The following is a 21,012-nucleotide window of genomic DNA, read 5'->3' as shown; positions in this document are numbered from 1 at the left end:
GGGCTCCAGGGACGCGGGGCTCAGAACAGGAGGGTGAGGCGGCCGCCGACGGTGTCGAGGGCACCGCCGGTTCCGCGCGAGGTGGTTTCGGCATGACCGGCGCGCAGCTCGATGCGCAGGTCGTCGTGCGGGGCGGCTTCCAGGCGCAGGCCGTAGAGCAGGCCGCCGGTGCCGTAGCGGTTGTGGCCGTAGCCGACGTAGCCCGACAGGGCGAGGCCGGCGGCCGGGATGTGGGTGACCGTGGCGACGGCGCTGTGCGTCTCGCGCGTCGTCACCGGGATGGGCTGGAAGGCGACGCCGTTGGGGTCGTCGCGGGTGTCGCGGAAGCCGACGTACTCGCCGTCGATGCCGTATTCCAGGCGCAGTGACGTGGCGGGGTCGAGCGGCACCGTGTGGCCGAGCACCGCCCGCGCCGCCAGGGTGCCGCCGCTCCAGGCGTTGCCGTCGGTGCCGTAGAGGTTGCCCGCCAGCCCGACCAGCAGGTCGGTGTCGGGCGCGAGGTCGAGGCGGTACTGCATCCCGAGCGAATCGCGCACGCCACCGCCGACGATACCTTCGACGAAGCCCCAGAAGGGCTCCTGCAGGCTCGCCAGCACCGTCAGCTCGTCCACCGGGCCGAGGCGGGTGAGGGTGCCGGTCAGGCCGGCGCCGTCGGTGGTGAGGTGGAGCGTCGCCGACGCCTCCCACTCGGGGTCGAGCGGCAGCGCCGCCGTCAGGCGCAGGCGCTGGCGGTCGGCCGAATAGGGGGCGAGCGTGCCGTCGGGCCGCAGCACCGAGGGCGTGTCGATGCTGCGGGTCTCCAGGGTGCCGGACAGCAGCACGTCGCCCACCGGCAAGTTGTCGAAACCGGTGAGGGCGATGATCTGTTCGTCGGCGTTCTGCACCTGGGCGCGGTCGACGTCGACCCAGGCGCGCGGGCGGAACTCGTCCTGCAGGGTGCGGCGGGCGGCGCGCACGCCGGGATCGTCGGCATTGACCGCCAGCGACTGGTCGAACCACCACAGGGCGTGGCGGCGGCGGTCGAGGCTCTGCTCCACCACGCCCAGGTAGGCCAGCGTCTCGGCGCTGTCGGGGTAGTCGCGGGCGAGCTGGCGCAGCAGGCGGCGGCCTTCCAGGACGCGGCCTTCCTCCACCAGCAGACGGGCGCGCAGCAGGGCGTCGCGCAGGGCGCCGGCGCGCCGCACCTCGTCGTCGCGACCGGCCGGCGGGGCGGCGGTGGCGGCGCGGGCGACGATGACGACAGCGCGACCGTCGGCGGCGACCTCGGCCTCCACCGGGCGGGCGAAGCGCAGCAGCATGGTGTCGAAGCCGGCGCTGGCGTACTCCAGCCACTCGGGCGCCCGCGGGCCGAGCTGGTCGAGGCCGGGCACCTCGACGGCGCCGTCGAAGCGCAGCAGCAGCTCGCGCTCGCCGGCCTCCCACGTCACGTCCGAGGCCTCGCCGAGGGCCAGCACGATGATGATCTGATCGCGCCCGGCTTCCAGGGTGGCGAGCACGCGGCCGGCGGCGGCGGCCGGTGCGGCGGCGGCGGGCAGCAGGCCGAGCGCCGCGGCCAGGGCGGCGGTGGCGGCGAGGGAAGCGCGGCGGATCATCGCGGTGCCTCCGCCAGCGCCGGCCGGGGTGTCGGCTGCAGGGGCGGAACGGGGGCGGGGCGGTCCTGCTGGCGGCCGCGCATCACCTCGGCGGCCTCGGCGAAGCGGCGGGTCTCCAGCAGGGCGGCGAGCAGTTCGGCGCGCGTCGCCTGGTCGTCGGGCCGTTCCTCCAGCAGGGTGCGGAACAAGGCGATGCCGGCGTCCGACCGGCCGGCGCGGTGCAGCAGCAGGGCGTGGCTGCGGCGCAGGACGTAGTCGCGGTCGCGCCCAGCGACGCGCTCCATCACCTCCAGCGCCCGCACATAGCGCCCGCGCGCCGCCACCGTCTCGCCGCGGCGCTGAAGCATTTCGGCCATGTAGAAATTGTCCTCCCAGGTGCCCGTCTCGCTGGCGAGATACGGGGCGAGTGCGCCCATGGCGACGTCGAAGGCGCCGTTCAGATAGGCCGCATGGCCGAGCCCGCGCAGCGCCGGCCGGTCGCTCGGGTCGACCGCCAGCAGGCGTTCGTAGCCGTGGCGGGCAGCGACATAGAGCCCTTCCGTCAGGGCGCGGCGGGCGAGCGCGTGCAGGCGCGGCCCCGGCGGCTCGCGGCCCATGCGGTGGGTGACGAAGGCGGCCAGCGTCGCCCGCTCCTCCGCCGCCGCCATGACGGCCAGCGCGGTGTCGAGCAGGTCGGCGTCGTCGGAAGCCCACAGCACCTCCTGCGACACCAGCCCGAGGGCGAGGTGCGGCTGACCGAGGTCGGCGAGCAGGCGCATCCACGGCCCGCGCGCCGGCCCCTCGGGCCGGGCCACGGCCTTGCGGCGCAGCCACTCGATCTGCTCCGCCGCCGGGCGCGGCCCCCACAGGTAAAGCAGCTGGCGCAGGTTGTCGCCTTCCGGTCCTTCGGCGGCGGCCATGGCGCGGAAGGCCGCCTCGGCGGGCTTCTTGCGGCCGAGGTCGAGCAGGCGGAAGGCGAGCCCGCGGCGGGTTTCGGCGTCGGTGCCGGGCAGGCCGAGGCGGCGCTCCAGGAAGGCCGCCAGCTCGTCGACGCGGCCGAGGCGCTGCAGCGTGTCCTCGTAGGTGAAGATCCAGCCCTCGCCCAGTTCCAGGGCGTAGCGCGCCAGGGCGGGCAGGACTGCGAGGTCGCCGCCGTGCTCGGTCAGCAGGTAGAGGCGTTCCTCGATGGCGGTGCGGTCGAGGTCGCTGCGGTCCAGTTCGCGCTGCAGGAAGGCGACCAACCGGTCCTCGGCGCCGACCCGCGTCGCCGCCTCGACGAAGACGTAGAGCCACGAGCCGCCCATGTCGGCGGCCATGGTCTCGACCAGCGGCAGCACCACCTCGAAGGCGCCCAGCTGCACCAGGGTGGCGACCGCCGCCTGCCGGCCGGCCTCGGTGACGTTGGGGTCCGTCAGGGCGGCGGTCTGTTCCTGCAGCACGTCGTGCAGCGGCGAGCGGCCGAGGTTCGTCGCCGCCAGCACGGTGGCGAGATAGGCGCCGGCGCCCGCCTCGCCCGCCGTCGCCAGCGGCCGGGTGAGCGGCAGGGCGGCCCCGGCGCGGCCGCCGGCGATCAGGGCGGCGGCCTCGGCGACGACGGCGGCTTGGGCTTCGCTCAGGGCCGGCACGGCGGTCGCGTCGCCCTCGCCCGCCGCGACCAGGGGCGTCAGAGCGGCAGCGAGGCGGTCGGCCCCGGCTTCGCGCAGGCGGTCGGCCACCGCCGCCACCAGCCCCGGCGGCGGCGCGACGGCCAGCAGCGGACGCAGCGGCGCCAGGGCTTCGTCGTCGTAGGCGGCCATGACGAGGGCGCGGGTCAGCAGCGCCAGGTCGTCGCTGGCGGCGCGCAGGCGGTAGAGCCGCTCGGCGGCGGCCAGGGCGGCGCCCCAGGCGCCGGCGTCGGCGGCGACGGCGTGGATCTCGCGCAGGGTGACGGCGGCCGCGGCATCGTCGGGCAGGCCGTCGAGCCAGGCCACGGCCTCGTCCTCGCGCCCGGCGGCGGCGGCGAGCGCGGCCCAGGCGGCGTCCACCGGCCCCGGTGCGGTGGGCCGGCGGGCCGCCTCGGTGGCGGCGAGGCCGTCGGCGACGGCGTCGAGCGTCACGTAGAGGCGGGCCACGCGGGCGAAGACGTCGGCCGGCGCGTCGCCCGCCGCCACCACGCGGCCGAGCAGGGCGAGGGCGTCGCCGCGCCGGTCGAGGCGGCCGTAGAGCGTCGCCAGGTCCACCCGCTGCTCGGCGTCCAGTTCGGGCAGGCGGCGTTCGGCGGCGCCGATCCAGCGGGCGATGGCCGGCCCGTCCTCGCGCAGCACGGCAAGGCGGGCGGCCAGCACCGGGCGCTCCTGCAGGAAGTCCTCGCCGAGCTGTTCGACCAGGCCGAGCGCCACGTCGTGGCGGCCGACGCTGAGCGCCATCTCGGCCGTCGCCACCATGAGCCAGTCGGCCAGGAGCATGACGTCGGTGCGCGCCACCACGTCGAAGGCGACATCGACCTCGCGCCGGTTCACGGCCAGTTCCAGCAGGGGCTCCACCGCCTGCTGCGGCAGGGTGCCGTCGCGCCACAGGGCGTGCAGGGCGGCGAAGGCCTCGCCGCCGCGGCCGTTGAGGGCCAGCAGCCGCATGTAGAGGGCGAGCAGCCGCGGGTCCTCGTGCAGCGCCGCCTCGTGCGGGGCGAGCAGCTCGAGGGCGAGTTCCGGATGGCTGCGGGCGACGAAGGGCCCCGACAGCTCGCCGGCCACCCGCGCCAGCGTCGCCGCCGGGGCGTCGGCCACCGCCTGGCGGGCGACGGCGAAGGCGCTGCGGCTCTCGCCGGCGTCGAGCAGGACGTAGACGCGGAACAGCACCGCTTCGCCCGTCATGGTCTCGGGGAAGCGGCTCGCCATCTGCTCCAGGGTGGCGGCGGCGTCCTCGAAGCGGCGCAGGTTGGCCTGCAGCCGGGCGAGGTCGAGGAAGTCCTCGGCGTGGTCGGGGTAGAGGCGCACCAGCGCTTCCAGCACCTCCACCTGGCGGTCGATGTCGCCCCGGAAGTTGTAGATGCGCGACAGCTCGCGCAGCTGATCCTCGCCGATGTCGACGCGGGTCATCTGCTCCAGGTTCATCAGGTAGTCGTCGGGCCGCTGGGCGTACATGTAATAGACGCCGAGCTGACGCCGTGCCGTCAGGTCGTCGGGGTGTTCCTCGACGTAGCGTTCCAGCAGCGCCACCGCCGATTCCACCCGGCCGTACTGCAGGTAGAGGTTGGCGAGCGGCATGATGACCGTGGGCGACAGGTTGCCGCTACGCACCTGCGCCTCGTAGCGGTCGAGCGCCTGCTCGAATTCCTTGTCGCGGAAGTACATGAGCGCCGTCTCGCGCTCGCCCGGGATGAGCAGGAAGGCCCCCGCCATCACGGCGATCACCATCAGCAGGGCGGCGATCAGGTGGTTGCGCAGGTTCATGGCGACGCGGCCCCCGCCTGCCGCTGGCGGCCGCCCTGGGCCGGGGCGAGGCGCACCCGCACCGGCTGGGTGACGGTGCCGGGGGCGAGGGTGAAGGTGGCGACGCCGTCCTCGCCGACGGCGATACGCTGGCGCCGCGGCCCGTCGGGCAGGTCCGCCTCCACCACCCACGCACCGGCGCCGCCCGGCACCTTCCAGCGCATTTCGCCGGCGCCGTAGCCGCTGGCGGTGAAGTCGACGGTCAGGCCGTCGTCGGCCACCGCCACCGCGCGCACCGGCCAGCGGGCGTCCATCAGGTAGGGCTGGGGCGCTTCGGGGGGGCGGTCGGGGTGGGGGTGGTCGCGCAGCGCCACCACCGGCGCCGCCACGGCCGGGTCGAGCGCCACGTAGAGCGAGCCCTGGTAGTGGGTCTGGCCGACGACGCCGGTGGAGCGGGCGAAGTCCACCGCCTGGAAGGCGGCGGCGTCGAACCGCAGGGTCTGCAGGCCGCCGCGGTCGAGCACCCGCCAGCGGCCGCCGTCCAGGGCCTCCAGCCGGGTGGTGAAGACGCCGGCGGCGATGCGGGCGAAGTCGGCGGCGGTGACCGGCGCGATGGGCTGGCTGCGGGCGTAGTGCAGGTTGGCGAGCAGGGCGTTCAGGCTCGACAGCTTCTGCCCCGAATACATGTGGTAGTAGATGTTGAGCGGCTTCAGCCGCACCGGATGTTCGGTGTTCTCCAGCGTCCGCACCAGATGGCGGAAGCCGAAGTAGCGGTCCGTCCACAGGTCGGTATAGGTGTTCTCGTTGCTGTTGGAGGCGTAGATCTGGATCTCCGCCCCCACCCGCCGGCCGGTGGGCGCCACCCAGCCGAGCGACGGGTACTCGCGGTCGAAGCGGGTGTCGCCGCCGTTGATGTTGACCATCCCCGCTTCCCGGGTCTTGCGCAGGGCCAGCTCGAAGGGGCTGGTGTCGCCCGACCACTGCAGGATCTCCACCCGCTTGCCGGGCGGCAGGAGCTGCGTGAACCATTCGGCGGAGCCGGAGATTTCCTCGTCCAGGTCGAAGGGCGTGTCGAGGTAGGCGCGCGGCCGGGCGTAGCCGTTGCCGAGGGCCGGGTCTTCGCCGTCTTCCTCGTCGTGGGCGAGGTCGACCACGGCGGGCGCGACGCGGCGGTCGTCGCCGTAGAGGCCGCCGAGCACCCCCGACAGGGCGCCGCGGTCGGGCAGGAACCGCTCCTCGTCGGCGCGGTCGTAGTCGACGAAGTAGCTCCACTGGAAGGGATGGCTGTGGGTGTGGGTGCCCGCCTCCACCTGCGGCAGGGCGAACAGGTCGCGCGCCACCGCGACGCTGTCCTCGCGGGCGTAGAGGTCGGGATGCAGGTCGCCGACGATGGGCGCCACGGTCACCGGCAGGTCGGGGAAGGGGACGATGGCTTCGTTCATCACCACGCGGGCCGACAGCAGCTGCTCGCGCTTCAGCGACGGGATCTCGGTGATGTTGTTCCAGCCGTCGCCGTCGATGTGGCTGTAATAGAGGCGGCGACCCACCAGGGTGGTGGCGTCGGGCTTGGGCAGGGCGGCGGTGTCGAAGGCGGCGGCGAAGAACTTCAGCGGGTCGACGATCCACTCGCGCGCATTGCCGTCGGGACCGCGGAAGGCGCCGTAGTCGGGGGCGAGGTAGCCGCCCTTCGGACCCGTCACCACCAGGTCGGAGGTCACCGGGTCGATGCCGTCGCGGCCGAGCCGCAGGTGCACCGTGTTGGCCGGGTCGATGGAGCGCAGGGCGACGAAGGGCGGGTAGGGCTTGGCCAGCGGGCGCTCGAAGCCGATCATGCCGGCATCCTGGATGCGCGGCGTCACGTCGTAGGTGATGGCGACGAACTGATCCAGCGGGCGCAGGCCGACCAGCGCCCAGTGGCGCAGCAGCAGCTCGCGCGGCGGCGCTTCGCCGGTGGTGCTGTCGGCGTCGACGCCGCCGTAGCCGGCCAGCACCAGCCGCTTGCCGTCGCCCGCCAGGCGTTCGAGCCAGGTCATGTAGCCGGCCGGGTCGGGCAGCGTGTCGCTCTCGATCCACGCCAGCACGCCGCGCACGTGCGGCAGGCTGGCGGGATCGGGCAGCGGGCGCCGGGTGACGTCGAGGTGCACCACCTCGAGCCCCAGGTGATTGAGCACCGCCTCGGCCAACTGGTGCCCGGCCGAGGTGCGGGCACGCTTCTGCGATCCGTCGTAGAGCGACAGCACTGTCCGCGGCACCGCCGTCCCCGTCTCCGCCCGCGCGGGGCCGGCGAGGCCCGCGACGACGACCAGTAGAGCGAGCGCCAGGGCGGCCGCCAGGGGAATGAGGCGGTCGCGGCGCCCGATCATGGCGGCGGCTCGGGCACGATGCGGTCGAGCTCGACCGTCGCGACGTAGGGGTTGAAGCCATTGCGCCGCTGTTCGGCGTAGATGCGGGCGATGGTGGCGGCGTCGTCGGGCCGCCAGTAGTCGAGGGTCATGACCGCGAGGCCGGGGTGGCGCGCCTTGGCGTCCTTCAGCAGCCGCACCTGCTCGCGGTAGAGCTCGTCCTCCACCCAGCCATAGGTCTTCGCGTCGAAATCGTAGTCGGCGTGCACCGATTCCCCGAGCACCATGTCGATGCTGCCGCCCACCGCCGGCAGCAGGGCGTAAGCGCGGTTCAGCATGATCGGCATGCGCGGGTAGTGCAGGCGCAGCGCCCGCACCAGGGTGGCCGCCGCCTCGGTCATGCCGGACCAGCGGACGGGATCGGCTTCCTCCAGGTAGACCGGGTTGTCGAGGGTGTCGAGGAACACGCCGTGGAAGCCGCGCCGCAGGATGCCGGGCACGATGTCGGTCAGCACCCGCTGCGTCCACCGCGGGTCGCGCACGTCGACATAGAAGCTGCCGGGCCAGTTGGGGTTTTCGTCGCCGAGCAGCCCTTCGGCCTCGACGGCGGCGAACCACGGCCGGTGGCGCTCCACCTCGCCCAGGCTGACGTAGCCGAGCAGGGTCTTGCCGCGGTCGGCGAGCGGCCGCAGGGGCGGATGGTACTCGCTGTCGAGCACCACGAGGCCATAGGGATCGAAGGCGTCGAGCGGGGCCTGATCGGAATAGTAGACGACCCACGGCGCCGCCAGGCGCGCCGCTTCCACGCGCGGCGGGGCGGGTTCGGCGGCCCCGGCGGGGCTCGCCGCCAGACCGGCCAGACAGCCGGCAAGGCATCCGATCATGGCCCAAGATCGCCGCAGCCGGGAGGCCGCACGGACGACGTCATCTCCAGGGCGTAACACTCTTTCCCCCGCGGTCGTTACCGCCACCACTTTAGAATGATTTTTTAGGTTAATTTATCGACCAAGGCAACCCGTCTACAGGATCTACGACGGACGTCGCCTTGTACTTGCGACCAATAGTTTGTCGACCTGTCCTGTGCACACTTCTCTTGCGCGAACAATACCCCTTTTTCTGCAAGCGTTGACAAAAGCCCTGCCGCCTATTCAACTGAACGGGTCGTACTCCGAAAGACCAGCTTACTCTGCCGGTAGATCGCCCATCGGGCCGCCGCCGCACCGGGTATTCCTGTGACCGGCGGCGACGGGCATGACCAGGGGAGGGACGCCATGTCGCTCGAGACTTCCGCGGCTGCGGGGCCGCAGGACACCACCGGCGGGTTCGACACCGTCGTCGCCGTCACCGACGGCGCAGCGCGCATCGCCGACAGCACCACGCTGCTGCACGGCAGCTACAGCCGGCTCGGGCAGGATCTGCTGATCGAGGCGCCGGACGGCACGCGCACCCTGGTCACCGACTTCTTCCAGGCCGGACGCCCCACCGCCGACCTCACCGGTCCCGGCGGCGAGACCCTGTCGGGCGCCCTGGTGGCCCGCCTCGCCGGCCCGGCGCCGGTGGCGGTCGCCCAGGCCTCCGGCGCCGGCCCCGCCCCCTCGGCGGGCGAGGCCATCGGCGTCGTCACCAAGATCGACGGCGAGGTCTTCGTGGTGCGCGGCGACGGCACGCGCGTGGCGCTGCAGAGCGGCTCGCAGGTGTTCAAGGGCGACGTGCTGCAGACCGGCGCCGACGGCGCCGTCGGCATCACCTTCGTCGACAACACCGAACTGTCGCTCGGCAACGGCGGCCGCCTCGTGCTCGACGAGATGATCTTCGACCCCGACAGCGGCCAGGGCGAAAGCTCGTTCTCGCTGGTGTCGGGCGTGTTCTCCTTCGTGTCGGGCCAGATCGCCAAGACCGGCCCCGACGCCATGCAGGTGCAGACGCCGGTCGCCACCATCGGCATCCGCGGCACCAAGGGCGTCATCAAGGTGGCGGAAGGCGACGACGTGCTCGACGGCGAGCGGCCGGTGAGCATGGAGATCGCGCTGCTCGATTCCGGCGAGATCGTGGTCCGCACGCTCAACGGCCAGATGCAGACCCTGAACACCGTCAACACCGGCCTGCAGGTCTCCAACCAGGCGGCGGCGGATGCCCTGTTCGGCGGCGGCAACACCCTGCGCCTGTTCGTCGTCGACGCCGACTACGTGGCGTCCAACCCCGACGTCGGCCGCACCCTGAACTTCCTGCCGTCGGCCCAGCCCGGTCAGTACGACACGCCGGCCGGCTTCAACCTGGGCGCCGTGGACGGCCCCGTCGACGGTCCGCAGAACAACCAGCAGCAGGGCGGCCTGCAGCAGCAGCAGACCGGCTTCGACACCCTCGGCCGCCTCGACAACCCGTTCTCCGACGGCAACTCGACCATCCGCGTCTCGCTGGATGCGGGGCAGCTGCGCGAGATCCTCGGCGCCCGCCTCGACGTCGGCGAGAAGGACCTCGCCAACGTGGTGTCGGTGCTGGAGCTGATGGCGCCGGTGCGCACCGACGCCGTGGTGGTCGCCACCCTGACCACTCCGACCCCGGGCGGCACCACGACCTCCACGCCCACCACGACGCCGACGACCACCCCGCCGACCACCGTCGACCCCGTCACCCCGACGCCCCCGACGGGCGGTACGCCGATCACCGGCGGCGACGGCGGCACGCCCGTTCCGCCGCCCGTCGTGGTGACGCCGACGCCGACCACGCCCACCCCGCCGACCCTTCCGCCCGTCGTGACGCCGAATCCGACCCCCGGCGGCAGCGGTGGTGGCGGCGGCGGTGGTGGTGGCAGCACCGTCACCGTGGCCGGCCGCGTCGTCGACCCCTACGTGTTCAGCGCCCGCGTCTTCATCGACGAGGACGGCGACGGCGTGTGGGACCCGACCGAGGCCTTCACCTACACCGACGCCGAGGGCCGCTATTCGCTGTCCACCACCGGCACCTCGGGCCGCATCGTCAGCGAAGGCGGCATCGACATGCTGACGGGCAGCGCGCTGAACTTCACCATGAGCGCGCCCGTCGGCGCCTCGGCCGTGACGCCGCTGACCACGCTCATGCAGGCGCTCATGTCGTCCAACCCGGGCCTGACCGCCGCGGCGGCGCAGTCGCAGGTGCTCGGCATGGTCGGCCTGACCACCGCCGACATCGGCGGGCTCGACCTCACCACCGCCAACCCGCTGGCCCTGCTGAGCGGCGCCACCGCCGAAGCCGGCGCCAAGCTGCTGGCCGCCGGCATCAAGGTCGCCAACGTCATCAGCATGGTCGCCGCCATCCGCGGCGACGGCGACCCGGCCGCCGCCAGCACCGCCATCGCCGATGCGGTGGTGGCGAGCGGCGGCTCGTCCGGCCTGTTCGACACGGGCCTCACGACGCTGCTCGGCAACGCCGGCGTCGACGCGGGCGACGTCGCCAGCGTCGCGACCGTGCTGACCAACCTGAACACGGCCGTCGACACGGCGCTCAGCAACGCCGCCGGTGACCCCGCCGCCGCCCTGACGGGCGTCGTTCAGGTCGCCATCGTGGCGCAGAGCGAAGCCGCCTCGACGGTCGCCTCGGCCATCGCCGCCGGCACCCTGGCGTCGACGGTGAGCAGCTTCGTCGCCGCGCTGGAAACCAAGATCGCCGACGCCTCGCCCTTCGTGACCCTGACCGGCAGCTCCGTCACCGGTTCCGACTCGGCGAGCAGCTACATCCTCATCGGCACCGGCGGCAACGACAGCCTGACCGGCAACGCCCGCGCCGACCGCCTGTTCGGCGCCGAGGGCAACGACCTGCTGACCGCCGGCGCGGGCAACGACCTGCTGGACGCCGGCGCCGGCGACGACACCCTGGTCGGCGGCAACGGCAGCGACTCCCTGCAGGGCGGCGCCGGCAACGACGTGCTGCGGCCCTTCGGGCCCGACACCAGCCCCGGCAGCGTGGACGCCGTCGACGGCGGCGAGGGGCTCGACACCCTCGACCTGTCGGGCTATGGCACGGCCGTGGAGATCCGCCTGAGCACCTACGACTACCACAGCGAACAGCTGGTGGGCGAGGTGACCCAGTTCGGCACCACCATCGCCACCCTGAGCAACGTCGAGGCCGCGGTCGGCACCACCGGCAACGACACCCTGGTCGGCCTCGGCGCCGACGAAGACATGCTCGTGGACCTGCCGACGGCGGTGGACGACACCCTCGACGGCGGCGCCGGCAACGACCGCTACTACCTGACCGCGGGCAACGACGAGATCGTGCGCGGCACGGGCGACGACACCATCGTCGCCACCGTCGCCATGGACCTCAAGTTCAACTCCGAGGAAGAGTACGAGCCGACCGCCATCGGCATCGAGATCCAGGGTGCCTCCCGCAGCGGCGACGACCTGCTGCTCGCGACGTACAGCCACGACCGCGGCACGGCCTACACGGTCACGGTGTCGGGCGCCTATGCCGCCGATCCGGCGGACGAGCTGACGATCGTCACCTTGTGGAGCGAGGTCAACGAGAGCTACTCCCTGCTCACCTACGATCTTTCCGATTCCACCATCTACCTCACGTCGAATACCGACCAGGGCCAGCTGGTGGTCGGCCGCAGCGGCGACGACCTGATCGTGGAAGGCGGCGAGGGCAGCGGCGGTGACGGCGACGACCTGATCTACGCCGGCGACGGCGACGACGAGGTTCGTGCGGGTCTCGGCGACGACGTCATCTACGGCGGCGCCGGCAACGACATCCTGGTGGGCGGCCCGGGCGCCGACACCATCGCCGGCGACTACGACACGATCTACGCCGGCGACGGCGACGACGTCCTGTGGTACGACCCGGACGACGTGCTGGACGGCGGCGACGGGTTCGACCTGCTGGAGGTGCACGACGGCTTCAGCGGCGGCAGTTCGCTGGCGGCGTCGGACCTCGCGTTGCTGTTCGAATACGACATCACCGACATCGAAGGACTGCTGCTCGACAGCGCCGGCGCCATGACGCTGACGCTGGAAGCGGACGACGTCGCCGCCATGGCGACCGACGGCGTCCTCTACATCCGCGGCGATGCCGACGACACCATCGACGGGACCGAAGCCTGGAGCCTCGCGTCCGGCACCACCACCATCGGCGGCGTCGCCTACAAGACCCTGACGCAGGATTACCAGGGCGAGACCCTCACCCTGCGCGTCGAGGACGGCATCGACGTCACCGCCCTCACCGGCGCGGACGACACGGTTGGCGGCGGCAGCGCCGAGTCGCTCGCCGCGCAGCTGCTGGGCGGGTTGACGGGCATCACCGTCACCGGCGCCACCCTGCAAGGCAACGACACGAGCGGCCAGCAGTCCTACGGCAGCTTCTCCGGCCTCACCATGGGCGGCGTCCACAGCCTGTCGGCCGGCATCGCCCTGGCGAGCGGCAGCAACCCGCTCGACAACGCCAACACCACCGGCAGCACCGGCACTTTGGCGAGCGGCCAGGGCAATGCCCTGCTCGACGCGATCCCGAACATCGGCACCACCACCGACGCGACGGTGCTGACCGTCACCTTCACGGTGGACAGCGGCATCGAGGGGCTGTCGTTCCGCTGGATGTACGGCACCGAGGAAGCGCCTGAACAGTCGGTCACCGACATCGCGGGTGTCTTCCTGAACGGCACCAACCTGCTGTTCATGCCCGACGGCGAGACGCCGGTCGCCTGGTACAACGGCAACACCACGCAGACGGCGGCCTATACCCTCAACAGCGGCCAGCTGGCGACCGAATACGATTCCGTGATTTCGCCGCAGGATCTGTTCGTGCCGCTCACCGCCGGCACCCATACGCTCACCTTCGCCGTGTCCGACACGTCGGATACGGGCTTCGACAGCGCGTTGTTCATCGCCTTCAACGAGCTCGTCGGCACCGTGACCCCGCTGGCGGTGGTCGAGGACGAAGGCGGCGGGGAGCCGACCGTCGGCACCGACGGCGACGATACCTTCTACGTGTCCTCCACCGACTTCCCCAGCATTGACGGCGGTGCCGGTCTCGACACGCTCTACATCGACGGCGACCTGGACTTCACCCAGCTCGGCGAGGGTCAGGTCGCGTCCATCGAGCGCCTCGTGCTCGACCAAGGCAGCGATGCGATCACCCTCGACGCGGCAGCGGTGGCCCAGCTGCTCTCGGGCTCCGACACCAGCGAGCTGACCATCGAGGTGCAGGACGCGACGCCCGACAACGTGATGCTGAGCGAGGACTTCCTGGCGGTCGACGGCGAGGCGCCCGAGGGCTACACGTCCTATTCCAACGGCAGCCACACCGTCACCATCGTCGACCACAACGCGCCCAGCCAGCCGCTGGCCGCCTGACCTCCGGTTGCGCGGTGGCATCGGCGGGCGGGACACCGTATCCTGCCCGCCGATCCCCCTTCCGCCGCCGGAGCGTCGCTCGCGTGTCCCATTCCCCCGCCGCCACAGACTCCGCCCCGCCGCCGCGGCGGTCCGCCACCGTCGCGTGGTGCCTCTACGACTGGGCCAATTCCGCCTATCCGACGGTGATCGCGACCTTCGTCTTCGCCGCCTATTTCACCCGCGGCATCGCCGGTGACGAGGTGGCGGGCACCACCGCCTGGGGCAACGCCATGGGCGTCTCCGGCCTGCTCATCGCCGTGCTGGCGCCCATCCTCGGTGCCGTCGCCGACCAGACGGGGCGGCGCAAGCCCTGGCTCGGCGGCCTGACTCTCGCCTGCATCGCCGGCTCCGCCCTGCTGTGGTACGCCGCGCCCGACGAAAGCTGGATGCTCTATGCGCTGGTGCTGGTGGCGCTGTCCAACGCCGCCTTCGAGCTGGGTACGGCCTTCTACAACGCCATGCTGCCCGAGGTGTCGCGGCCCGAGCGCATGGGCCGCATCTCCGGCTGGGCCTGGGGCCTGGGGTACGCCGGCGGGCTCGTGTGCCTGGTGGTGGCGCTGAAGGTCTTCGTGCAGGCCGACCCGCCGCCCTTCGGCCTCGACCCAGAGCAGGCGGAGCCGGTGCGGGCGACGGTGCTGCTGGTGGCGGTGTGGTATGCGCTGTTCGCCTGGCCGCTGTTCGTCTTCGTGCCCGACCGCCCGCGCGCCGCGACCGCCTCCACCGGCCAGATCGTGCGCAAGGCCTTGGGCGAGCTGCGCGGCACCCTGCGGGCGCTGACCGCCTGGGGGCCGGTGGCGCGCTTCCTGGTGGCGCGCATGGTCTATACCGACGGGCTGAACACCCTGTTCGCCTTCGGCGGCATCTACGCCGCTGGCAGCTTCGGCATGAGCTTCGCCGAGATCATCGTCTTCGGCATCGCCATGAACGTCACCGCCGGCCTGGGCGCCGTGTTGTTCGCCTGGGCCGACGACAAACTGGGGGCGAAGCGGACCATCGTCATCGGCCTGATCGGCATGATCGTGTTCGGCGCCGCCATCCTGATCGTGCGCGACGTGGCGCTGTTCTGGCCGCTGGCGCTGGCCATGGGGCTGTTCTTCGGGCCGGTGCAGGCCGCGAGCCGCTCGATGATGGCCCGCCTCGCCCCACCCGAGGTGCGCACCGAGATGTTCGGCCTCTACGCCGTGACGGGCAAGATCACCGCCTTCGCCGGCCCCCTCGCGGTCGGCTGGGCGACGGCCCTGGCCGACAGCCAGCGCGTCGGCATGGCGACCATCCTGGTGTTCCTGGTGGCCGGCCTGTGGCTCCTGCGCAGCGTCCCCGAAGACGCCCGCGACCCGGCGGTGGAGGCCGCGGCGCGGGGACGGTGAGGGCTTGCGGAACCCTCACGGCAGGGCTAGATATCCATAGGATATCTCGTGGAGGTCATCATGCAGACGGTCCAGGTGTCCCGGTGGGGCAACAGCCTCGGCGTTCGTATCCCGAAGGACGTCGCCGCAGCCGTCGGTGTCGCCGAGGGCTCGCGGCTTTCCGTAGTTGTACACGACGGGCAGATCGTGCTCGCGTTGCCGAAGCCGCGGTATCGGCTGGAAGATCTGATCGCAGGTGTCACCCCGGAAGATATGTGCGGGGCCTATGATTGGGGGCCGGACGTGGGGCGTGAGGACGTCTCTGAATGACGTGGCTGCCGGAGGCAGGCGACCTCGTCTGGACCGACTTCGATCCGAGGACGGGGCGAGAGCAGGGTGGCCGGCGGCCGGCGTTGGTCGTGTCTCCAGGTGCCTTCATTCAGGCGACGGGCTTCGCCATCGTCTGTCCGATCACGAGTCGGATCCGGCCGTTTCCGTCCAGCGTCGTCCTCCCGCCCGATAGTGCGGTGGCCGGTGAGATCCTGACCAGCCATGTGCGCAGCATCGATACATTGGCGCGGCCGATCCGGCTTGCTGGACGGGTCGACATGGCGGTTCTCGAAGACGTGCGGGCACGTCTCGCAGCCCTGATCGGCATGGGGGACTGACGCCCCTACCCCAGCCGCACCGCCGTGCCGTTGGCCGAGACCATGAGCATGCTGCCGTTCTGGCCGACAACCTCGTAGTCCAGGTCGACGCCGACGATGGCGTCGGCGCCCAGTTCGGCGGCGTTGGCGCGCATGTCGGACAGCGCCGCTTCCTTGGCGTCGCGGATGGCCTTCTCGTAGCCGCCCGAGCGGCCGCCGACGATGTCGCGGATGCCGGCGAAGAAGTCGCGGAAGATGTTGGCGCCCATGATGGCCTCGCCGGACACGATGCCGAGATAGGCGACGACGCGCTTGCCGTCGACGCCGTCGGTGGTGGTGACGATCATGGGGCGGACTCCCGCAGCGGTGGATCGGTGACCCGTTATAGCACGCGCGCCCCGCTGCCCACAGCTGGCGATCCAATGGCGTGACCGTCGGGAAGAAGTGGCAGAAAGGTACTTCGGGCCGAGTCGTTCTGCGTCTGCTCCACCGCAAGTACATGCTGCTTAATACTTTGTTCGGCACTGGCCCCATAGGGTCCGCCCATTCGCGCCTCGGCGCTCTTCATCCGACCCGACCGGAGTTCCCATGCGACCCTTCCGCCTCGCCGTGGCGGCGGCGGTGCTGGCCTGCGCGGCCGCACCGGCGCTCGCCGAGACGCCCTTGTTCGTGATCGAGCCCACCTGGACCGATCCCGCCACCGGCCAGAGCATCACCCGCCGCCTGACCTTCGACACGGTCGGCGACCTGGTCGACGGCGTCGACATCGACACCCTGTCGGCCAACCTGGGCGTCGACCTGACGACCATCGACCGCATCACCGCCGATGCCTCCATCCGCGGCCTGCCGGCGACCATCGCCTACGACGGCACCGAGATCGTGCTGACGGTGCCGGCGGCCGGCGTGAACCGCCGCTTCGGCACCACCGCCGCCGACCGCGACGCCGCCCAGGAGGAACTGGAAGCCTATCTGGAAGGCGAAGGCAACGGCACGCTGACGCAGATCCTCAAGGCCGCCGCCGCGCGCACGGCGCTCGACCCCGTGGCCGGCAACCCGGCCTCGCTCATGAGCCGCATGGCGGCCGGCATGCACGACGCGGGCACCCGCGCCCTCGACGCCGACGGACTGGTGCTCGGCCTCGCCGCCGACGGCATGAAGATCGGCGCCAACGGCACCGACGTGCGCAGCATGACGGCGACGCCGACCATCGGCTGGGGCTTCGCCAACGGCTGGACGCTGGCGCTCGACATGCCGCTGACGTGGCAGAAGACGGAAGACGCCGACACCTGGTCGGGCCAGCTTTCCCTCGGCCTCACCATGCCGGTCACCGAGTCGTGGAGCCTGACGCCGTCGGTCTCGGCCGGTGCCGTCGGCTCGGTGGACCTGGGCGCCGGCGCGGTGCTGACGGGTGGCGCGCTCACCAGCCGCTACGAGGCGGCCCTGACCGAGCGGCTGAGCCTGGTGGTCGGCAACACGGCGGGGGTGTTCACCACGGTGCCGGTCACGGTCGGCGACTACGAGGTGGACTACGACCTGACCAACGTGGTGGCGCGCAACGGCATCACCGCCGTCTACGACACCGGCGCGCGGGCTTTCGATGCGCCGCTGCGGCTGTCGCTCGGCATCACCGACACGCGCTTCTTCGGCGATGCGCTCTACAGCGAGTCCTACGAGGAGATCACCGCCGGCGTCTCGGCCGGGCGGGCGGCGGCCGGTATCGGCGCCATCTTCGGCGAAGGCGACATCACCGGCATCACCGGCCGCGTCCGCGTCGCCTTCTGACGCATCGGCCGGACAGGGGGGAACGGGGCGGAGCTGGGGAAGCTCCGCCCCGTTCTTTTTCTACTGGGCATAGTCGTCGGCGCGCCAAGCCTCCCCACGGCGCGGCCCCAGCCGCGGGAGCCAAGCGGGCCGAGAGGCCCTCGCCCGGCGCCTGAGGGCAAACAGACTCTACCCCCGGCGCCTGAGGGGCAAACAGACTCCAAACACCCATCAATGCCGGAAGTGGCGCATCCCGGTCATGACCATGGCGAGGCCCTTTTCGTCGGCGGCCTTGATCACTTCGTCGTCGCGCATGGAGCCGCCCGGCTGGATGACGGCCGTCGCGCCCGCCTCGGCGGCGGCCAGCAGGCCGTCGGCGAAGGGGAAGAAGGCGTCGGAGGCGACCACCGAGCCCACCGTCTGCGGCTGGGCGAGGCCCTGGGCCTTGGCGGCTTCGGCCGACTTCCACGAGGCGATGCGCGAGCTGTCGACGCGGCTCATCTGGCCGGCGCCGATGCCGACGGTGGCGCCGTCCTTGACGTAGATGATGGCGTTTGACTTCACGTGCTTGCAGATGCGGAAGGCGATCAGCATGTCGCGCAGTTCCTGCTCGGACGGCTGGCGCTGCGTCACCACCTTCAGGTCGGCGGCCATGACGCGGCCGTTGTCGCGGCTCTGCACCAGGAAGCCGCCGGACAGGTTCTTGAAGGTGACGCCGGGGGCGGCCGGGTCCGGCATGCCACCGGTCAGCAGCAGGCGCAGGTTCTTCTTGGCGGCGAAGACGGCGCGGGCCTCGGCGTCGGCGTCGGGGGCGATGACGACTTCGGTGAAGATCTTGGTGATCTCCTCCGCCGCAGCCGCATCGATGGGGCGGTTCAGCGCCACGATGCCGCCGAAGGCCGAGACCGGGTCGCAGGCCAGCGCCCGCTGGTAGGCCGCGACGACGTCGCCGCCGACGGCCACGCCGCAGGGGTTGGCGTGCTTGATGATGGCGACGGCCGGCTCGTCGAACTCGGCGGCCAGCTCGAAGGCGGCGTCGGTGTCGTTCAGGTTGTTGTAGGACAGTTCCTTGCCCTGCACCTGCTCGGCGGTGGCGATGCCGGGGCGGTCCTCGCCGGTGACGTAGAACGCGGCCTTCTGGTGCGGGTTCTCGCCGTAGCGCAGGGTCTGCTTCAGGCGGCCGCCGACAGCGAAGCGGCGCGGGAACTCGTCGCTCACCTGGCCGGCGAACCACGTGGAGATGGCGGCGTCGTAGGCGGCGGTGCGGGCATAGGCGATGGCGGCCAGCTGCGTGCGCAGGGCGGCCGTGGTGGCGCCGCCGTTGGCTTCCATGTCGGCCTTCACGGCGGCGTAGTCCTCGGGGTCGGTGACCACGGTGACGGCGGCGTGGTTCTTGGCGGCGGCGCGGATCATGCCGGGGCCGCCGATGTCGATGTTCTCGATGCAGGTGTCGAAGTCCGCACCCTTGGCGACGGTCGCCTCGAAGGGATAGAGGTTGACCACCACGAGGTCGATGGGGGCGATGCCGTGATCCTTCATGGCGGCTTCGTGCTCGGCGTTGCCGCGGATGCCGAGGATGCCGCCGTGCACCTTGGGGTGCAGGGTCTTGACGCGGCCGTCGAGCATTTCCGGGAAGCCGGTGAAGTCGGCCACGTCGATGACGGCGATGCCGGCGTCGCGCATGGCCTTGGCGGTGCCGCCGGTGGACAGGATCTCGACGCCCTGCGCCGCCAGGAACGAGGCGAACTCGGTCAGGCCCGCCTTGTCGGAAACGGAAAGCAGCGCCCGCCGGATGGGAAGCGTGGTGGTCATCGGCCGAAAACCCCGGACTGTCGTGGAAGGAAGCTGCGCCGCGCTATAGCACAGCCGCGCCCGGGGCGGAAGGGAGGGGGTGGCGGGATGGGCGGTCGCTGCCATGCACCAGTGTCATGGGCGGGCCTGACCAGGGGTGAAGTGTGGTCGGCCGCTCTTCCTTCCGTGTCATGCGCGGACTTGATCCGCGCATCCACGGCTCCCCGGACGGGTGCCGTGGGCGACGGAGCCGATGGCCGTCGCCGAGGACGCCGTGGATGGCCGGGTCGGAGCCCGGCCATGACAACGGGGGAGGGGGCGGGGAGCGGGCGAGCGACGGTGGCGACGGCGGTCCATCCGCCACAGCGCCCCATTCGCCGCAGCACTCAACACTGTCGTGCGCGGACTTGATCCGCGCATCCACGGCTCCCCGGACGGGGGCCGTGGAGGACGGAGCCCATGGCCACCGCCGGGGACGCCGTGGATGGCCGGGTCGGAGCCCGGCCATGACGAGGGAGGGGGGGCAACGTGCAGCGGGGTGGAGGACACGTCGCCGCCGCCCCACTCCAGCCCCGCCCCGTACCCCCTCCGCCCTCACTCCGCCGCGTCGGCGTGGGCCGGGTAGTCGGTGTAGCCCTGTTCGCCGCCGCCGTAGAAGGTGCTGCGGTCGGCGTCGGCCCAGGGGAGGTCGCGGGCGAGGCGTTCCGCCAGGTCGGGGTTGGAGATGTAGGGCCGGCCGAAGGCCACCACGTCGGCGAGGCCGGTCTCCAGGATCGCGCGGGCGCGGGCGCCGTCGTAGCCGCCGGCGACCATGATGGTGCCGCGGAAGGCCTGGCGCAGGGCGCTGCGGAAGTCTTGCGGCACCGGATCGGTGCCCGGCGGCACCTCCATGGGGCTCGCCTCGCTGGTGTGGAGGTAGGCGACGCCCAGGCCGTCGAGCATCTTCGCCACCGCCAGGAACAGCTCGGCCGCGTCTTCCTCGGCGCCGATGCCGTTGAGCGGCAGGAAGGGCGAGATCCGCACGCCCACCCGGTCGGCGCCGAACACGCCGGCCACCGCTTCCGTCACCTCGGCGAGGAAGCGCAGGCGGTTTTCCAGGTTGCCGCCGTAGGCGTCGGTGCGCCGGTTGCTCTCGGCGCGCAGGAACTGCTCGATCAGGTAGCCGTTGGCGCCGTGCAGCTCGACGCCGTCGAAGCCGGCGGCCTTGGCGTTGCGGGCGGCCTGGGCGAACTCCTGCACCACGGCGCGCACTTCGTCGGTCGACAGGGCGCGCGGCACCGGTGAGGGCTCCATGCGCGGACCCTTGTCGTCGACCACGAAGGCCGCCTGGCCGCCGCCGTTCACCGCCGAGGGCGCCACCGGCTGCGCGCCGTGCAGCAGCGGATGGCTGACGCGGCCGACGTGCCACAGCTGGGCGTAGATGCGGCCGCCCCTGGCGTGCACGGCGTCGGTGACGGTCTTCCAGCCGGCGGTCTGCTCGGGCGAGTAGATGCCGGGGGTGAAGGCGTAGCCCTGGCCGACGCGCGACACCTGCGTGCCTTCGCTGACGATGACGCCGGCGCCGGCGCGCTGGGCGTAGTAGGCGGCGGTCAGCTCGGTCGGCACGTCGCCCGGCTGTGCGGCGCGGGAGCGGGTCATGGGCGCCATGGCGACGCGATTCAGCAGGGTCACGGCGCCCATGCGGTGGGGGCGGAAGAGAATGTCGGATGTGTCGGTCATGAAGGCGTCCTCGGGAGGAAAGGGATGCATGACCGCGAACATGCCGTATATAGTGTGGCA

At 72.1% G+C, this 21,012-nt stretch carries 12 protein-coding genes; 5 read left to right on the top strand and 7 right to left on the bottom strand.

Annotation, left to right across the window (positions count from 1 at the left end; genetic code table 11):
* Nucleotides 1-20 precede the first annotated feature (20 nt).
* Genes CRP50_RS17370 through CRP50_RS17355 form a run of 4 tightly spaced genes read right to left on the bottom strand, consistent with a single transcriptional unit; the run spans nucleotide 21 to nucleotide 8,204 of the window.
* Nucleotides 21-1,592, bottom strand: a complete 1,572-nt coding sequence (locus tag CRP50_RS17370) for a tetratricopeptide repeat protein (RefSeq protein WP_097280455.1) — start codon at nucleotides 1,590-1,592, stop codon at nucleotides 21-23.
* On the bottom strand, nucleotides 1,589-4,999 hold the full coding sequence (locus CRP50_RS17365) for a tetratricopeptide repeat protein (protein ID WP_097280454.1): 3,411 nt from the start codon (nucleotides 4,997-4,999) through the stop codon (nucleotides 1,589-1,591). The genes CRP50_RS17370 and CRP50_RS17365 overlap by 4 nt, the downstream gene beginning before the upstream one ends.
* Nucleotides 4,996-7,341, bottom strand: coding sequence for a polysaccharide deacetylase family protein (locus tag CRP50_RS17360; RefSeq protein ID WP_097280453.1), 2,346 nt, complete (start codon nucleotides 7,339-7,341; stop codon nucleotides 4,996-4,998). Before CRP50_RS17360 ends, CRP50_RS17365 begins: the two co-directional genes overlap by 4 nt.
* The gene (locus tag CRP50_RS17355; RefSeq protein WP_097280452.1) at nucleotides 7,338-8,204 is read right to left on the bottom strand and encodes an endo alpha-1,4 polygalactosaminidase; all 867 of its coding nucleotides are present in this window, start codon (nucleotides 8,202-8,204) and stop codon (nucleotides 7,338-7,340) included. The genes CRP50_RS17360 and CRP50_RS17355 overlap by 4 nt, the downstream gene beginning before the upstream one ends.
* Nucleotides 8,205-8,591: 387 nt before the next feature.
* Between CRP50_RS17355 and CRP50_RS17350 the strand changes: the two genes are divergently transcribed.
* From CRP50_RS17350 to CRP50_RS17335, 4 genes are all read left to right on the top strand, one after another.
* Nucleotides 8,592-13,646 carry a choice-of-anchor L domain-containing protein gene (locus CRP50_RS17350; protein WP_097280451.1) on the top strand — a complete coding sequence of 1,685 codons (5,055 nt, stop codon included), beginning with the start codon at nucleotides 8,592-8,594 and terminating at the stop codon, nucleotides 13,644-13,646.
* A gap of 83 nt (nucleotides 13,647-13,729) precedes the next feature.
* Nucleotides 13,730-15,055: an MFS transporter gene (locus tag CRP50_RS17345; protein ID WP_097280450.1), complete on the top strand. Its 1,326-nt coding sequence runs from the start codon at nucleotides 13,730-13,732 to the stop codon at nucleotides 15,053-15,055.
* 60 nt (nucleotides 15,056-15,115) lie between these two features.
* Entirely contained in the window at nucleotides 15,116-15,364 is a 249-nt protein-coding gene (locus tag CRP50_RS17340; RefSeq protein WP_141415188.1) for an AbrB/MazE/SpoVT family DNA-binding domain-containing protein, read from the top strand.
* Nucleotides 15,361-15,702 (top strand): type II toxin-antitoxin system PemK/MazF family toxin, encoded by a 342-nt coding sequence (locus CRP50_RS17335; protein WP_097280448.1) that lies wholly within the window; start codon nucleotides 15,361-15,363, stop codon nucleotides 15,700-15,702. The genes CRP50_RS17340 and CRP50_RS17335 overlap by 4 nt, the downstream gene beginning before the upstream one ends.
* A gap of 5 nt (nucleotides 15,703-15,707) precedes the next feature.
* Here the strand turns inward: CRP50_RS17335 and CRP50_RS17330 are convergent, their stop codons facing one another.
* The gene (locus CRP50_RS17330; protein WP_097280447.1) at nucleotides 15,708-16,028 is read right to left on the bottom strand and encodes a heavy metal-binding domain-containing protein; all 321 of its coding nucleotides are present in this window, start codon (nucleotides 16,026-16,028) and stop codon (nucleotides 15,708-15,710) included.
* A 241-nt stretch (nucleotides 16,029-16,269) separates the two neighbouring features.
* On the opposite strand from CRP50_RS17330, the gene CRP50_RS17325 reads away from it, so the two are divergent.
* Nucleotides 16,270-17,463: a hypothetical protein gene (locus CRP50_RS17325; RefSeq protein WP_097280446.1), complete on the top strand. Its 1,194-nt coding sequence runs from the start codon at nucleotides 16,270-16,272 to the stop codon at nucleotides 17,461-17,463.
* A 210-nt stretch (nucleotides 17,464-17,673) separates the two neighbouring features.
* Here the strand turns inward: CRP50_RS17325 and purH are convergent, their stop codons facing one another.
* Together purH and CRP50_RS17315 are read right to left on the bottom strand one after the other, a co-directional pair.
* Nucleotides 17,674-19,254, bottom strand: coding sequence for a bifunctional phosphoribosylaminoimidazolecarboxamide formyltransferase/IMP cyclohydrolase (gene purH / locus CRP50_RS17320; protein ID WP_097280445.1), 1,581 nt, complete (start codon nucleotides 19,252-19,254; stop codon nucleotides 17,674-17,676).
* Nucleotides 19,255-19,827: 573 nt separating this feature from the next.
* On the bottom strand, nucleotides 19,828-20,952 hold the full coding sequence (locus CRP50_RS17315; protein ID WP_097280657.1) for an alkene reductase: 1,125 nt from the start codon (nucleotides 20,950-20,952) through the stop codon (nucleotides 19,828-19,830).
* Between the last annotated feature and the right edge of the window lie 60 nt (nucleotides 20,953-21,012).

Origin of the sequence: Caenispirillum bisanense (assembly GCF_900230255.1) — a bacterium.
GTDB classification, from domain to species: domain Bacteria; phylum Pseudomonadota; class Alphaproteobacteria; order Rhodospirillales; family Rhodospirillaceae; genus Caenispirillum; species Caenispirillum bisanense_A.
This window is presented reverse-complemented; position numbering and strand designations above follow the sequence as displayed.